Here is a 14,630-nt window from a genome sequence, read left to right on the forward strand (position 1 = left end):
CCAGAGGCGGTGCGGATGGTCGACACCTTCGCACACCTACGGGACGCGCTGAGCGGCGGACGTGGACAGGATCAAGCCGCCCGGGACTGCTGTTCGTGCTGTCGGCGTGCCGCATGGTGAGCGGTGTGCGCCCGGCCGCCGGGAATCAACCGCAGGCGGTGGCCACCGGCATGACGCGGCTGTGGCGGCCCGGCGGTGAGACGGTCCTCGACGCGGTCCATGCCGTACAGCAAAAGCCCCAGCAGGGGCAGCAGCAAAACAGCAACGGCGATCACGGCATCGGTCCTTCCCGGCTGACTGCACCGCCCCGGGTACCCACCACGAGCACGGCCAGTCAACGCCGCCGCCGCGACGACGAACTAGGCCGTATCCGGCAGTGCGCACAAGGGATCGCAGGATGTTGGCGCGTCGGCGCTTGCGGAGGTCGGGGCCGCCATCCCGGGCCTTCCAAAAGATCCAGGGAGGCCGGTGTGACGGTTTCTTCGGCTGGCTCGTAGGCTCTGATGCAGTGCTGATGGTTCCTCCTGGTGTGGAGCTGTCGGTCGCTTCACGAGGCGGCTCCCTGGGGCAACAGGGGGCCGTCGCCCTTTTCCGAGGCGACGGCTGCCGCAGCCGAACTCCAGCAGTTGCTGGGCGAGTTCGGCGCTCTCACATCCAGTCTGAGGGGCGCTCCGACCTGTTGGTCACTCGGGTTTGCGCTGGTGGCATGCGTCGATCGCGGTGCGTACCGCTTCTGCCTGCGGCCACTCCTCTTCGTGAACTTCGGCAGGCGGGCGTCCGGTGTGCACGAGGGAGTCGGCCGCGGCGGCGACCGACTCCGGTGTCGCATAGACCCGCCGGAGTGAGATGACCGGCCCGCCGGGCATCGAGTATCCCGGGCCGACGAAGCGGCTCACATCCCACTCCAGCCGGATCCGCATCAGCTCATCCGGGCGACCGCCCAGGTTGAGGCGGACGATGCCCGGCGGGACACCGCGGTCGCCCAGCGCCTGGTCCAGCGCGGTGGCGTACGGCCAGTGCGGCAATGTGCGGGGCAACAGGCCGGGAAGTCCTGGCGGTTGGAGCAGCACCAGTCTCGCCTCGACGGCGGGGTCGGAGGGGTCAGGAGACGCGCAGGAGTGTGGTGGCGGGGCGGATCGCACCGGGCCCGAACTTGGCACGGATCCGGTCGCTGACCTCCTCGGCGACCAGCCGGGCCTCGCGCACGCCGTCGAAGCTGATCTGCTCGGCCACCCGGTCGGCGGCGATCAGGTCCTCGCCTTTCAGCGTGATTCCGGTGAGGCGGCCGCGCTGGAGTCCTGCCGCGTCGATCAGCCGGTAGGCCAGTGTGCGCAGGTCGTCGTCGTGGGCGGAGGCCTCCGGGAGCCGGCGGGTCTTCTCCCACGTGGTACCTCCGGCGAAACGCAGGGTCAGGGTCAGGCCGCGGGCCGCCTGGCCCCGGCCACGGAGCTGGTGGGCGAGGGTGACGACCAGGTCGAGCAGGGCCGCTCGGACGGCGGCGCCGTCCAGGGTGTGCCGGGGGAAGGTGTGGCTCACGCTCGCGGAGGCAGGCAGGGCGCGCGGGATGACGGGGCGGGGGTCGATGCCACGGGCCCGGTCGGCCACCTGGCGGCCGGCCCGGCCGCCCAGGAGACGCTGCACCGTCGCCGGCGGAACGGCGGCCAGCAGGCCCACGCAGTGCACGCCGTAGTCGCGAAGCGTCTGGGCCTGGCGGGGGCCGATGCCGTGGAGAGCTTCGACCGGCAGCGGTCCGAGCCAGTCGGCCACCTGGCCGGGGCCGACGGCGAGGACGCCGCCCGGCTCAGTGATCTGACCGGAGGCGGTGGCCGCGACCGTGACGGTCGGGCCGATCCCGACCCGCACGTCGACACCCAGCCGGGAAATGGTCCGCACCCGCAGCACCTCCCCCAGCCGACGCCCATCCACGCCGTGGTAGCGCAGCGAGCCCTTCAGTTCCACCAGGGCCGCCGTCGGGGGCAGCGCCTGGACGACCGGGGACAGCTCCGCCAGCTGCTCGAGCACCTGCCGGTAGACGTCCTCCGGCAGCCGGTCCGGGCAGCGCACATGCATCACACTCGCCACCCGCCGCGCCTCTGTCCCTGCCTCCACAGCACCCACCTCCTCCACCCCACATTATCGAACTAAAATTCGAACACGCGAGACGGCGAACCCTATCGCCCGCGGATCTAGAATAGGAAACATGTTCGATGACCTGCCGCCTGACCTGGCACGACTGCTCACCCTGCGGGTGTGGCACGCCATGTGGCTACAGCATCGACACCAAGATCGCCGCCCTCCAGAAGCGGGAAGCCGAACAGGAACACGGCCAGAAGAACCGGCCCCAGGAGCCGGACTGGATCGTCGAACTCGGCATCGGCAACGGACGCCCGCCCATCGAAGTGCATGCGGGCGGCTGCTACGCCGCGGGCAAACGACGAGCCCCGTCCCGCGCGACGAAGCACGCCGGCTCCTCACCTCGGGCGTGCGCGCCTGTACGCACTGCAAGCCCAACGCCCAGCTCCGCATCCTCGACTGAGACTCTTCCCCGCAAGCGCGAATTGGACGGGAAGCAGGAAGACCAGCGGGCCAGGGCGGCAGCCTGCTCCGCTGACCCATCACGCCCCCGGCAGGTCCTTGTCTGCGCACGCGGCGCACGGACACTGCATGGCTGCACCGCTGGGACGACGGTGCAGCCGGTCGGGCGGCGCCGCAGGCTGCGCAGGACCCTCGGATGCGGAGGCGCCGTCGGGGAGCCGGGCCCATGGGGCCGCCCGCCCGTTTGATCACCCTGCAGCCCGTCGCCGTCCCGCGAGGTGACCACTGCGGTCACGAGCCTTCCCGCAGCCGGCGGCAGCGTGGGCCGTGAAGCACACGTGAGCCGACGCCGGCGCTCGTCGTGGCCAGATGAAATCTGCGGCTGAAGTCGACGGGGATGTCCAGGGCGAAGAAGTCTTTCCCGTCCCCCGTCCGCGCGCGCAGGTGGATCCGGTGCTCCGCCACCGGCACTGTCTCGGGAATCCGGAAGTTCCACGTGTGCTTCCACGGCCCGGCGGGCGGCTTGGTCTCACCCGACAGACCCGCGCCCATGTCCGCCAGCAGATCGGGCAGCCGGTAGCTCCGTTCCAGCATCTTCACCGGACCGATCTTCATGATCACATTGCAGGTGACCCGGGTCAGGTCAACCGTCTCCTTGAGGCGGCCGTCCATCTCGCAGCGGAGCTGGTGCCCAAGTCGCGGCCATGCGGGAATCAACGTGATGTCGAGGATGTCCAGGACATAGCCGTCATCGCTCGCGTCCTCGACCAGGCGAATACTCATATCGCTCACCCCGCAAGGTCATGGGTTCGGAAAGGGTCCATGCCGTCGCGCGCCTCACCCAGCGGGCAAGCGCCACGCAGGGTCTCAGCCGGCATGGGCGCCCGCCACGCGCGGCTGGTGACGTATATGTCCACCGCAGCGGTCGCCAGGCTTCTGGGGAACCCGGGCGCAGGAGCAGCGCGCGCATGCGGCTGGCGCGCCGCCGCTATCAGCAGGCGGGAACGCCTCGGACAACTACGCCGTGAGCGCCTCCCGGGCCTCGGCCGTCTCCCCAGGTGCCGCACCGTCCCTGGGCCGGTGCGGTCCGATCACGGGCCTGGGTAAGGGACAGCAGTAACACGGCACGCGGCCTACGCCTCCGTCACCCGTCTGGGTGCGCCCGGACGCCGCGAAACAAGCCGGCGGCCATTTCGCGGCAACAAGCGTCAACGGGAGGCGTTGCGGCGGGAATCACCCGGCAGGCCGGCCCGTGGACCGGGGGACGGCCGCGCGGGCGGGCGCGCAGCGCCTGCGGTCTGGCTCGGGCAGGGCGTGCACGGAGCGTGGGCTGTTGGACAATGGTCAGGTCGGGGCTCCCGCCGGAGCGGGGCGCCCCGGGCGGGGGCCCGTGTACTGGGACCCCGGCCCGATTTCGGCGGGCCGGGGTTCCATGTTCATGCAGCCGACTCAGGACTGCTCCCTGTCCCCGTGGTCATCGCGGTCGCGGATTACCCGGAAGCTGCCCACCACTCCGTCATCGACGTGGATGCCGTCGACGCAGTCCACGTGCACGCCGTCGCTCTGGCTGTGGGGGCCGACAGTGGCGACGGGAGCACCGTTGTCGCAGACCGCCCCGCGGAACACCTCGACGGTCTTGCGGCTGTCGTTGCGGATGTTCAGGGTCTTGGCGCCCAGGCCGCTGACCACCGTGATGCAGTCGCCCGGGCGGGCGGAGTACGACCGCTCGTTGATCTGAATCCGGCCCTCCTCGTGGAACTCCCGGCCCTCATTGCCCCGGCCCTCATTGCGGCCCTCGTTGTTCCGGCCCTCGTTGCCCTTGCTCTCGTTTCCGCTGCTGCTGCCGCCGAAGGGCGCGTGAACAGCCTGGGCCGGCTGGGAGGCAGCCGAGGCGTAGGTGATGCCGGTCGCAGCCAGGGCCGCGGCGGCCGCGACGGCCGCGGTGACAGCGTGGGAGCGGGTCATCATCATGCAACTTCTCCTGTCTCAGAGAGGCCGGCTGCGCAGCCGGCTGTGAGTAAACGTACTTACGGTCTGAATGACTGTCATATCGGGGCATATCGAAGAGCTGCACCGGGGGGCCGAACGGGGCATCCGGAGCACCCGCACGCCGCTTCCACGAGCAGCTGACGGGATATCAATTTGTAATAAAATAGTGCCTATTGACGGGGTATTAGCCCTTTGAGGTGATCATCTGACGACTGCTCACCCTTTCGGCTACAAGGCGCCGGAACCGCCGACGCGACGGGGTAAGCCGCCTGAGTTTGTCTTTCATGGTCTGACCTGGTCGCGCTCGGTGATCGAATCGGGGCGTTTTACGGTTTTCCCCACGTCGTAGCGGGTGACGGCCCGTCGGTTCTTCGAGCCGAGCGGTCGGCCGGGGCCGGGGTGGCTGGATTTGGGAAGCCGGGCAGGACAAGGCAGGGACGGGCGGAGGTTTCGGAACCCTCGGCGGACCCGGGCCGGGGTGAGCCGACCGGGCTCGGCGGGCTTCTCCCAGGGGATGTCACCGCCGTATGGGGCGACCTCGCTCTCGCCGGCTTCCACCTCCCGGCCGGGACCGTCCTCGACGGCGAGGCCGTCATCACCACCGAGGACGGCCGGATCAGCTTCGAGGCCGCACAAGCCCGAGCCGCCTCCTCCCCCACCCGCGCCCACCGCCTCGCAGCCCAACGCCCCGCCCGCTACATCGCCTTCGACGCCCTGCAACTGCCGTCGCCGAACGGGGACATACGAGCAAGGCCGTACAACGAGCGCCGCACAGCCCTCCTCAACCTCCTGGCAGAACTGCCCGCGAACACCCCGATCCAGGCCGTCTCCGCCACCACCGACCGCGACACCGCACTCACCTGGTACACCACCCTCCACCACCAGGGCATCGAAGGCATCGTCGCCAAACGCACCACCTCCCCCTACCGAGCCGGCCGCACCGGGACGTCGTGGTTGAAGATCCGACACGCGGACACGATCGAAGCGACCGTGACCGGGTTCACCGGCACCGCACGCCAGCCGCGGGCACTCGTCGTACGGCTCCCCGACGGGCGGATCACGCTGTCCCAGCGCCTGACCACGGCCCTGGCCACCCGGATCGCCCCGCGTCTGGTCCCCCACTCCGGGCACGCGTACACGCAGGGCGGCGACGCTTACACACCCGTGAGCGGGGAGATCGTCGTAGAGGTCGTGGCAGGCACCACCCGGCATGCGGTGGTCACCGTGGTCCGCCTGCGCTGACCCGACCACAGGCTTCTGCTCGACTGCACCTCTTCTCCCCGGCTGTCGCGTGGAGAAGACACCTCATGGCCGGCACTGGGCTCCAGGCCGTCTCCGAGCAGCCGTGCTGGCGGTGTACGTCGTCGTCTCGTCTCCTTCGCTGCTCCGTGCGGAGCGATGGCCGAGTCCGCGGTCTGTTCGCGGCTGGTAGCGAGACTGGTCAAAAGGGAAGCACCCCTCCACGGCAGCCTGCGCCAACCTGGACAAGGGGGCGTGGTCGGACTCAATCGGACCCCTTGTCCACGCGTGGTCGGGGACATTGGCCTGGGCCGACCACGCGGTGCGGAGACGCCCCTGAGGAGGAACCGTGGGATTCGCTGACCTGCTGAAACGCGGCTCAGACCCGGTGAACCTCCGTTCCCCGGCGTCACATGGCAGCTTCCGTCATCGCGCGGCCGACTGATTCATACGCTGGCGCACTCCAGGAAACTACCTGCGCGCTTCAGGCCGGCCCTGTGCTGTGTTGCGCTCCCTCACTGGGGTGAACCCGTCGCGTAGTCCGGTCGCCCGGCTCTCGGCGGCAAGTATGTGTTGTGTCGTGATCAAAAACGTGATGCGTGCCGGGGCGGTCGCCGCCCTCGCCCTCCTCCTGCCTCTGACCGTTCCCGTCTCCGCTTCCAGTGAGCCCGAATCGGCGCGGGCCGGCATCGACTGTCCGTCCGGCTACGTGTGCATCTACCCCGAGATCAACTTTGAGGGCCAGCCGTGGGTGCGGCGTGCCGTGGACGGAAGCGTGAAGGACCTGCCGTCCGCGATCCGTGACCGCGGTAGCTCCATCCGCAACAACTCCGACCGCACCGCCCGCGTCTACGAGAAGCGGAACTACAGCGGGCGGTGGGTATGCATCACCCGCAGCGGCGGCTCCATCCACGACCTGCGCGGCTACAACCTCAACGACCAGACCCGCTCCCTGAAGATCAACCGCAACGACTGCGGGTAAGCACGGGTGGATCCTGCCCGCCGACGTGCACTGCGGGGGGCGGCGTCAGGGCAGGATCCGTGACAGCACCACGGCCGTGTAGTGCGGTGCTCAGGTTCGCGCACCAGGCCGACGGTACGTACGCGAAGGGTGCGGTGCGGGACACAGCGCAAAGTGCGCTCACCCGAACCGCGCCGCGCGCTGCTGCGCCGCCTCATCGAAACCGCCGCCGCCGAGACCGGACAGACCGCCAGGCCCGGCCTGCCGCGCTGGCTCGGCGTCGGCCCCGACCTCCTCAACCGGAAGGGCTACCGCGTACTGAGGCTCGGCCGTGTACTGCGCGGCACTCGGAGCCTCGCGTCGGAACACGTCCTTCAGGTAGAGCACGGCGACGGCGCCGAGCACCCACAGCGGGAGGATCACCAGGGCGCGGGTCAAACCGTCGTTCTGGAACCCGGACAGCCCCTGCATGGCGCGGACACCCACCCCGACGGGCAGGACCTCGGAGAGCGGGTGCAGCCAGGACGGAAGGTACGCCGCGGGCAGGACCCCGCCGCTGCTGGCATTGCCGAGGATCAGCAGGAGTATCGAGGCAAGACTGACGCCCGCGGAGCCGAACAGTCGCAGGAGCACCATCGTCGTGCCGCCGACCGCGGCGCCCATCAGCGCGACGACGAGGGCGAGGGGCAGGGAGGCGCCGGGCAGCGCACCGAACCCCACGCTCCCGCCGATGACCGCGACCATGATGCCGCCGATCGCTCCGAACAAGGCCAGGCTGGCCATCCGCCAGCGGAACGTGAGCCGGGGTGCGAGCTGGTAGGTCGTCATGCCGAAGAGGTATCCGGCCAGTACCAGGCCGAAGGCCGCGTAGAAGGCCGAGAGTCCTCGGGTGTCCTCCGCCGCCGACGGGGCAACGTCCTCGACGGAGAGGTGCTGGTGTTCCGCACGGGCCACGGCGCCGAAAGCGGTGGTCACCGTCGCAGTGACGCCGGCTCCGTTGGCGCTGGCGTAGAGCAGGTTCCCCTTGCCGAGGTAGGCCGCGTACACGGACCTGTCCTGGACAGCCCGTCGGGCGGTGGATTCGTCGGGGTAGGTCTCGAGTGTGAAGCCGCCCGGTACGGCGCGCGCGAGGCCCTGGCTCAGTTGCGCCTGATGTGTGCCGACCTCCGTCGTCCCCACGCGCAGTTCATGAGGGCGTGGCGCGTGGAAGGCGGCGAGATAGACGCTGACGAACACTGTGCCTATCAGCAGGACGACCGCTACGGGGCCCAGGACGGCGCGCGCGGTTCCAGGGCGGGGCAGCGGGTGGGCCACGTCCAGGGCATGCTTGTGAGACTTTGGGGTCGAGGAGCGCAGTGTCATCGCAAACAGATTCCTAGAATAGAAGCCAACTGATAGTATGTTGTACATCATAATCAGTTGACTTACAAAGGGATCCGCCGCGTGAAACATTCCGTCCAGCGCACGGGCCATGTGGCCTGGCAGATCGGCCAGATCGTGGCGTCCCGGGTCGAGCGCGCACTGCGTCCGTTCCAACTGACCCTCGCCCAGAACAGCGCCCTGACTCAGGCCATCCTCGATCCGGGTGTCTCCAGTGCGACCGCGGCGCGCAGGACGGCGATCACCCCTCAGTCCATGGGAACCGCGGTCAACGGGCTGGTCGAGCGGGGGCTTCTGGAGCGCCGGACTGCCCCCGGCGACAGGCGCACGCACCGACTGCACGCCACCGAGGCGGGCCTGCGGCTCTCGGCGCAGGCCGACAGCGTGGTGGACGCCACCCACGCCGAAGCTCTGGAAGCGCTGACGCCGCTGGAGCAGGAGCAGGTGCACTCACTGCTGGTGAAACTGTTGGCGTCACTGAATCCGGCATCCATGGACGGCGCCAGCGCACCCCGGGGAGGCGGGGGGCCGATCTGAGGAGTCGTCCTCGGAGGACCACCGCTCGTGCTGCTGTACCAGTTCCTGATGCAGTGACGTGACGGGCCGGTCTCCTTCGGGGCCCGGCCCGTCAGTGTGGCGACGGCTCTTCAGGGCGCGTAACCGCTATGGCGTCAGCTCGCCGATGTGCGGTGCGGTCACGAGTGCCAGTCGCTGTAGAAGCTCAGCCATCGCGTCGTGTTCTGCGACCATCCAGCAGCAGGCACGAATCTGCGCCTCCGGGCGGCCCTCCTCGTTGGGGTACGTCACGACCGGCTTGGCGAAGACCATCAGTCCCTGTTCAGCAGGCAAGTCTTCGCGGTTGAGCGCAAAGAACGGCAGGGAGCCTGCGGCTGCCATCGTCAGGTCGGTCATTTCCGGTGACACATAGAAGAGTTCCGCATGGCTGAGGCGCCTGATCTCATCGGCCTGGAGTTCCTCGCTCTTGATGGCGCCCACGAGCGACGCGCCCGTCGTCAGGCGCGTCCCCCCGAATCGGCCCAGTTGGTCGCGCACGCGGTGGCTCGCCACTTGCTGTACGAGCTCGGTTCGCAGCTCGGGCTGGGCGATGCCCAGGCCGACCAGGTCGCGGGAGAGGAAGCCGTAGAGGGCTGTCAGGTCCGGGAAGTACGCGGCCGCGTGCAGATTCGACGGTCCCGACGTCGCGAACGCGCCGTGCACGCTCGCCGCGCGACTTGTCATGCGTTGAAGCGGTCGGGATCGGCGTCCTTCCAGTTCGCTGCCCAGGACTCGGGCGGCTCGATCAGCAACTGCCCGGGAGCCAGCCAGTCGTAGAGCTCCGCGTAGGACTGGACGGTGACCGGGTCCACACGCCGGTGCAACATGTGCGGGCGCAGTTCGGCGGGTTCACTCACGCCCAGCGAGGCGATGATCTGCTGTGCGCTTTTCACTGTGGCGGACTGGAAGCGGTGGACCCGGGCCGACTTGTCGTCGACGTTCAATGCGCGTGCGCGGCGCGGGTCCTGTGTGGCGACGCCGACGGGGCAGGCGTTGGTGTGGCAGCTCTGCGCCTGGATGCACCCGATGGCGAACATCATGGCGCGTGCCGAATTGGTGAAGTCGGCGCCTTGCACCATGCGCTTGACGATGTCGGCTCCCGTGGCCACCTTGCCGCTGGCACCGATCTTGATCCGGTCCCGCAGGCCGGCGCCGACTAGGGCGTTGTGGACGGTGATGAGTCCCTCGGTGAGTGGACTGCCGAGGTGGTCGGCGAACTCCAGCGGGGCCGCTCCGGTGCCGCCCTCCGCTCCGTCCACGATGATGAAGTCCGGCGCGGTGCCCTCTTCGATCATGGCCTTGCACACCGCCAGGAACTCGCGCCGGGAGCCCACACACAGCTTGAAGCCGACCGGCTTGCCCCCGGACAGCTCGCGCATTTCGGCGATGAACCGGATCAGCTCCCGGGGCGTGCTGAAGACCTGGTGGTAGGGGGGCGAGATGACGGTCTGCCCCTCGGGAACCTCGCGTACCCGGGCGATCTCGGCGGTGACCTTCTCTCCGGGCAGCACTCCTCCGATGCCGGGCTTGGCTCCCTGGGACAGCTTGAGTGACACGCATTTCACGTTGTCGTGAGCGGCCTTTTCGGCGAACCGCGCGCGGTCGAAACCTCCGTCCGCGGTCCGGCAGCCGAAGTATGCGGTGCCGATCTCCCACACCAGGTCACCGCCGTGGCGCAGATGGTACTCCGACAGGCCGCCCTCGCCGGTGTCGTGGGCGAAGCCTCCGAGGGCGGCCCCCCGGTTCAGGGCGAGGACGGCGTTGGCGGACAGCGAACCGAAGCTCATCGCCGAGACGTTGAGCAAGGACATGTCGTAGGGTTTGATGCATTCCGGGCCGCCGATGCGGACCCGGGGCTCCTCCACCCCCACCGGGGATGGCCTGATCGACGATTCGAAGTATTCGTAGCCCTGGGCGTAGACGTTCCGCTCGGTTCCGAACGGAATCTCCGCTTCGTCTCCCTTGGCGCGCTGGTAGACGAGACTGCGCACATCCCGGTCGAACGGACGGCCATCGTAATTGCGCTCAATGAAATACTGCTGCAACTCCGGTCGGATCGACTCCAGCATGAAGCGGATATGCCCCAGTACCGGATAGTTGCGCAGGACTGAATGACGCCTTTGAAGCAGATCATGAGTGCCGACTCCGGCTATCGCCGCGCACAACACGGCGGCCGGCCACCACCAGAGTGAGACGGTCAACGCCGTGGCGCCAAAGGCGATTGCGACGGCCCCGATGAATCCGATCACTGCAATTCTGATCATGCGTGGAACTTACATCCTTCCCGGGATGCACGACAATTCCCCATTGATGAGATATCCGGCACATTTGACGGACGGAATCTCTATCGGATCGGCGTGTGCGGATTTCGTGAAGGGCGGAATAGGCCGAGGTCCGGGTCATGCCGCCGGTGCCGGGCCGGTCTCGAGGAGGGGGCGGAAGGCTGGACGGCTGCTGCCACCCGCAGGTGCGCGGCTCCTGACCCGAGGCCGGCTGGTTGACGATCTCGGGCTCCGGTGGTCCGTGGCCCGAGCGTCGTGAGGCCGCCCGCTCCCGGACCGCCTCGCCGCCTGCCGCGGTCGACGCCCTCACGTGGGGCCGGCTGCGACCGGACCACGGGCGTAACGGTCGGCCCACGCAGCGAGCATGACCGCGACATAGCGGGCGTCGGCACGATCGGTGAGCAGATGGTCGGCGCCGTCGATCGCGATGAAGGACTTGGGGTGCCGTGCCGCGTCAAGAATCCGCTGAGCGTTCTCCACCCCCACCGTCTCGTCGGTCGGCGAGTGCAGCACCAGGAGCGCGTGACGCAGCCGGTGAATGCGCTCCGCCTGAGGCTGTGCGGCGACGTCGTCGAGGAACTCCCGGCGGATGCGGAACACACGGCCCCCCAGCTCCACCTCGGCCTCCCCGCGCCGCTCGATCTCCTCCCGCCTGCCGCCGAAGGAGTGCACGACATGTCCCGGGTCCACCGGGGCACCGATCGTGGCCACCGCCGTGACCTCGGGTATCCGGTGAGCACAGGCCAGCACCGCCGCGCCGCCCAGGGAATGCCCGATGAGGATCGACGGTGCCGCGAAGTGTTCACGCAGATAGTCCGCGGCACGCACGAGATCGTCTGCATCGGAGCTGAACGTACCGTCGGCGAAGTCACCCCCGGACTCACCGAGACCGGTGAAATCCACACTGAAGACCGCGATTCCGCGCTCGGCCAGCTCCCGGGAGATCCGAGCGGCCGCCAGCCAGTCCTTGCCACACGTGAAGCAGGGAGCGAATACGGCGTACGCCCAAGGCGTCCCCTCCGGCAGATCCAGGCGCGCCACCAGAGGGATGCCCCGCGAACCGACGAATTCGATTTTCCTGCTGTGCCTGGCCATCCCGGTACCTCACGCCCCGACCTCAACATAGTTTCATGCGCCATTTTTCCTCTGCTGTGGGACCCGCATGCACGACGGGCCGGCATCGGCTGGCATCCGTCCCGAACGGCGCGCATTCCCCATCCGCCCAGAGTGCGCCGGATGGCCACTGAGGCGCATCGCGCGATCTAGCGATTGGCCTGACCCCACCAGCGGATCAGGTCTTTCGGATGACCGGCATTCGAAGCTGCACCGATCTTCAAACCCCCCAGCGCCGCCGCTGTCTGTTGCTACAAGCGATTCGTCCGCCTCACCACATAGGACACGGCCTTATTCAAGATCCTCTCTCCCCAGGTATTCACGTATGTACCTGGAAAAATCGCACCCCTCGCCGATCACTTCCCCCTGGGCGTCAAGCACGAGAGCGTAGTCTTCGGTATCCACCAGATAGATGCGACCGTCGACCGTATACGCCCCAGAATGCTTCACGGACATGTGCTCCCTCTATGTTCGTGTTGGTGCGGCTGCAGGGGCCCCCGGGACCGCTCGCAGCACCCCTGCAGCCGCACACCCCCTCACTCCTCAGAGTCCGGCTCTGGTGAAGGACCCCGCATCGCCTGGATGAGTGATTCCTGTCCGAAGCGCAGACGCCTGACATCGGTGAAGCTGCGGTGCCCAGTACCGCAGAAACCGTGCATCCGCGGAAAACCCGATTCACTGAGCCCTTTCCAACCTCAGGTTGAGGCGTGGTGAAGGACGACGACGGCCTTCACGATGTTGGTGAACCGGTTGGTGCTGCAGCGGAGCTTGCGTAGCAGGCGCCAGCCCTTCAGGACGGCCATGGCCTGCTCGCCGAGGCACCGGATTTTGGCGTGGGTGCTGTTGTGCCGTCGCTTCCAGCGCTTGAGCCGGCGGCCCCGGAAAGGTACGCGGACATGACGGCCGGCCCCTTGGTACGCCTTGTCCGCCCAGCACTTCAGCCCTGCCGTTGCGAGCGCGTCGATGATGCCGTGTTCGCGCGCGGCGGTCAGGTCGTGGGTGGAACCGGGCAGGGCCGCGGAAGCCCACAGCAGTCGGCCGAAGGGATCCGTGATGACCTGGACGTTCATGCCGTGACGCTTGTGTTTTCCGGAGTAGTACGGGGTGTCGGCGGCGATCCGGTCGATGGGCAGGAGGGTGCCGTCCAGGATCACGTACGCCTTCGTCCGGACGGTCGTCATTGCCTCGGACAGGGTCTGCGCCTGGGCGGCCAGCACTTCGACGGCCTCTCGTATGTAGCGGTAGACGGTCGCGATGCCGATCTCGAACCCTGCGGCGAGCTGGGCGTACGTGTCGCCGCATCGCAGGTGGGCCAGGGCGAGCAGGGCCTGACGGCCGACGGGCAGACGCCGCCATCGGAGAGACGCTGGACCTCTTACGGTTGAGTGTCCTGTGGCTTCTCGGTGACACGGCGAACCGCGAAACAGAAGAACTGGGCGCTGACACCCAGCAGGTACACGGCGGTCGTGGTCGTCCCGACGAGCCCCCACAGGAGGGGCCCTGAGCAACACCGTGTCAGCAACATGGTGACCAGCGCGGCGCAAGCCGCCATGGGCAGATGGAAGGCCGCCCAAATCCGCGTACCGGCCGGGGCGGATCTGTCCGGCGTCATGGGGGCGCCGCCGTGTGCGACAGCGGCCAACGCGACGAAGGTGAGCGTCGCACCGGCAAGGAGCGCCAGGACTTCGGCTGCCCTGGGGGCGCCCCGTTCGGACGACGTCACCGCGGTGGCGGTCCACAGCGCCAGGGTGTAGCCGTGCGGGGCCGCGCTCGCGGTCACAGCAGCCCGGAGTTGGCCGCGGTATCCGCGCTCCGGGCCCGTACGGGCACCGGGCCCGACCGCCCTGGGCTGCGGTGGATCGTCCTTCCGCGACATGGATGGCGACCTTGCCACGCCGGTGCTCCTTCTCGGGCGCCTTGTACGCGGCGCGGGTTGTGCGAGGGGGACGATCCGGCCGGTCTTCGGGCTCGACCGTCCGGTTGTGATCAACTCGCTGGTGGAGTCGAGTGCGCCGCGGTCCGGTTGGTCGATGAAGAACACCCCGCGTGCAGCATGGGCCGGGATCGAGGTCGGGCGGCGCGGCGATGCCGGCAGGGCGCCGGACACCTCGTGTGCGGGAAGGACGGCTGTCCACTCACGCCCGGATCCGTCGAAGCTGTCGGTCCAGGTGGGTTCGGTGCCTCCGCGCCGGTGGGCGCGTGCTGCGCGCACCGTGTTCATGAGGCGTCACTTCCTGTTGGCTTCTCCCCCAGCTGAAGCAGGGGGATTCTTCCCTCGCGGGTTGAGCTTTCTGCTTCTCAGACAGCAGCTGCCCCGAACTAACGGCAAGGGACGTTGGTACGCCCAGCAGTCTTACGCCAGCTCCACAGACCTGACATCCCGCCAGCCCGGCGGTAGGCCCGGCCAGCTTGATTATCGCTGGCCCGACGGCCTACAAACTACCAGTCTCCTGCGGGTCGTTGGCGGTAGACGCCGATCCGCCCTGACGGCGAATCGGCTTTCCCTGCCCTGCTCCGCAGGAGTCCGATTCCTCCCCCGCCTGAAGGCGGGGTATCCACGGAGGAATCCCGATGAA

General features: G+C 68.5%; 13 protein-coding genes and 4 pseudogenes. 5 read left to right on the forward strand and 12 right to left on the reverse strand.

The window, feature by feature from the left end; translation table 11 throughout:
• Positions 1–71: 71 nt before the first annotated feature.
• From ABZ656_RS38710 to ABZ656_RS38720, 3 genes are all read right to left on the reverse strand, one after another.
• Positions 72–275: a hypothetical protein gene (locus ABZ656_RS38710; RefSeq protein ID WP_360274609.1), complete on the reverse strand. Its 204-nt coding sequence runs from the start codon at positions 273–275 to the stop codon at positions 72–74.
• Positions 276–683: 408 nt separating this feature from the next.
• The gene (locus tag ABZ656_RS38715; protein WP_360274611.1) at positions 684–1,037 is read right to left on the reverse strand and encodes a hypothetical protein; all 354 of its coding nucleotides are present in this window, start codon (positions 1,035–1,037) and stop codon (positions 684–686) included.
• A gap of 64 nt (positions 1,038–1,101) precedes the next feature.
• Positions 1,102–2,070 (reverse strand): hypothetical protein, encoded by a 969-nt coding sequence (locus ABZ656_RS38720; RefSeq protein ID WP_360274633.1) that lies wholly within the window; start codon positions 2,068–2,070, stop codon positions 1,102–1,104.
• 190 nt (positions 2,071–2,260) lie between these two features.
• Between ABZ656_RS38720 and ABZ656_RS38725 the strand changes: the two are divergent.
• Both ABZ656_RS38725 and ABZ656_RS38730 read left to right on the forward strand, forming a co-directional pair.
• Positions 2,261–2,512 (forward strand): annotated as a pseudogene (locus tag ABZ656_RS38725) (DUF6233 domain-containing protein); the annotation flags it as partial.
• Entirely contained in the window at positions 2,394–2,783 is a 390-nt protein-coding gene (locus ABZ656_RS38730; protein WP_360274636.1) for a hypothetical protein, read from the forward strand. The pseudogene ABZ656_RS38725 and the gene ABZ656_RS38730, both read left to right, overlap by 119 nt.
• Before the next feature lie 43 nt (positions 2,784–2,826).
• On the opposite strand, the gene ABZ656_RS38735 is transcribed toward ABZ656_RS38730, so the two are convergent.
• The 3 genes and pseudogenes from ABZ656_RS38735 to ABZ656_RS38745 all read right to left on the reverse strand — a co-directional run.
• Positions 2,827–3,318 carry a hypothetical protein gene (locus tag ABZ656_RS38735; RefSeq protein ID WP_331744370.1) on the reverse strand — a complete coding sequence of 164 codons (492 nt, stop codon included), beginning with the start codon at positions 3,316–3,318 and terminating at the stop codon, positions 2,827–2,829.
• Between the two features lie 666 nt (positions 3,319–3,984).
• Positions 3,985–4,506 (reverse strand): hypothetical protein, encoded by a 522-nt coding sequence (locus ABZ656_RS38740; RefSeq protein ID WP_360274613.1) that lies wholly within the window; start codon positions 4,504–4,506, stop codon positions 3,985–3,987.
• Positions 4,507–4,806: 300 nt separating this feature from the next.
• Positions 4,807–5,037: pseudogene (locus ABZ656_RS38745) on the reverse strand (transposase); the annotation flags it as partial.
• Positions 5,038–5,103: 66 nt separating this feature from the next.
• Between ABZ656_RS38745 and ABZ656_RS38750 the strand changes: the two are divergent.
• Positions 5,104–5,766 (forward strand): annotated as a pseudogene (locus ABZ656_RS38750) (DNA ligase); the annotation flags it as partial.
• A 577-nt stretch (positions 5,767–6,343) separates the two neighbouring features.
• Positions 6,344–6,745, forward strand: coding sequence for a peptidase inhibitor family I36 protein (locus ABZ656_RS38755; RefSeq protein WP_360274615.1), 402 nt, complete (start codon positions 6,344–6,346; stop codon positions 6,743–6,745).
• Positions 6,746–6,904: 159 nt separating this feature from the next.
• On the opposite strand, the gene ABZ656_RS38760 is transcribed toward ABZ656_RS38755, so the two are convergent.
• Entirely contained in the window at positions 6,905–8,038 is a 1,134-nt protein-coding gene (locus tag ABZ656_RS38760; RefSeq protein WP_360274617.1) for an ABC transporter permease, read from the reverse strand.
• Between the two features lie 129 nt (positions 8,039–8,167).
• Here ABZ656_RS38760 and ABZ656_RS38765 point away from each other — a divergent pair, with 129 nt between their 5' ends.
• Positions 8,168–8,641: a MarR family transcriptional regulator gene (locus tag ABZ656_RS38765; RefSeq protein ID WP_360274619.1), complete on the forward strand. Its 474-nt coding sequence runs from the start codon at positions 8,168–8,170 to the stop codon at positions 8,639–8,641.
• A 126-nt stretch (positions 8,642–8,767) separates the two neighbouring features.
• Here the strand turns inward: ABZ656_RS38765 and ABZ656_RS38770 are convergent, their stop codons facing one another.
• The 5 genes and pseudogenes from ABZ656_RS38770 to ABZ656_RS38790 all read right to left on the reverse strand — a co-directional run bounded on the left by ABZ656_RS38770 (position 8,768) and on the right by ABZ656_RS38790 (position 13,930).
• Positions 8,768–9,322 carry a hypothetical protein gene (locus ABZ656_RS38770; protein ID WP_360274621.1) on the reverse strand — a complete coding sequence of 185 codons (555 nt, stop codon included), beginning with the start codon at positions 9,320–9,322 and terminating at the stop codon, positions 8,768–8,770.
• A 17-nt stretch (positions 9,323–9,339) separates the two neighbouring features.
• Complete coding sequence (locus tag ABZ656_RS38775) at positions 9,340–10,923, reverse strand: FMN-binding glutamate synthase family protein (protein WP_360274624.1); 1,584 nt, start codon at positions 10,921–10,923, stop codon at positions 9,340–9,342.
• A gap of 324 nt (positions 10,924–11,247) precedes the next feature.
• Positions 11,248–12,036 carry an alpha/beta fold hydrolase gene (locus tag ABZ656_RS38780; RefSeq protein ID WP_360274627.1) on the reverse strand — a complete coding sequence of 263 codons (789 nt, stop codon included), beginning with the start codon at positions 12,034–12,036 and terminating at the stop codon, positions 11,248–11,250.
• Between the two features lie 713 nt (positions 12,037–12,749).
• A pseudogene (locus tag ABZ656_RS38785) lies at positions 12,750–13,412 on the reverse strand (transposase family protein); the annotation flags it as partial.
• A gap of 17 nt (positions 13,413–13,429) precedes the next feature.
• The gene (locus ABZ656_RS38790; RefSeq protein ID WP_360274630.1) at positions 13,430–13,930 is read right to left on the reverse strand and encodes a hypothetical protein; all 501 of its coding nucleotides are present in this window, start codon (positions 13,928–13,930) and stop codon (positions 13,430–13,432) included.
• Positions 13,931–14,630 lie beyond the last annotated feature (700 nt).

The organism is Streptomyces sp. NPDC007095 (assembly GCF_040634475.1).
Classification (GTDB): Bacteria; Actinomycetota; Actinomycetes; order Streptomycetales; family Streptomycetaceae; genus Streptomyces.

What these genes read in the sequence shown, in the direction of transcription:
- ABZ656_RS38735 (WP_331744370.1), bottom strand. Translation starts at nt 3,318, where the DNA reads ATGAGTATTCGCCTGGTCGAGGACGCGAGCGATGACGGCTATGTCCTG.
- ABZ656_RS38780 (WP_360274627.1), bottom strand. Translation starts at nt 12,036, where the DNA reads ATGGCCAGGCACAGCAGGAAAATCGAATTCGTCGGTTCGCGGGGCATC.
- ABZ656_RS38790 (WP_360274630.1), bottom strand. Translation starts at nt 13,930, where the DNA reads ATGTCGCGGAAGGACGATCCACCGCAGCCCAGGGCGGTCGGGCCCGGT.
- ABZ656_RS38740 (WP_360274613.1), bottom strand. Translation starts at nt 4,506, where the DNA reads ATGATGATGACCCGCTCCCACGCTGTCACCGCGGCCGTCGCGGCCGCC.
- ABZ656_RS38720 (WP_360274633.1), bottom strand. Translation starts at nt 2,070, where the DNA reads ATGCATGTGCGCTGCCCGGACCGGCTGCCGGAGGACGTCTACCGGCAG.
- ABZ656_RS38775 (WP_360274624.1), bottom strand. Translation starts at nt 10,923, where the DNA reads ATGATCAGAATTGCAGTGATCGGATTCATCGGGGCCGTCGCAATCGCC.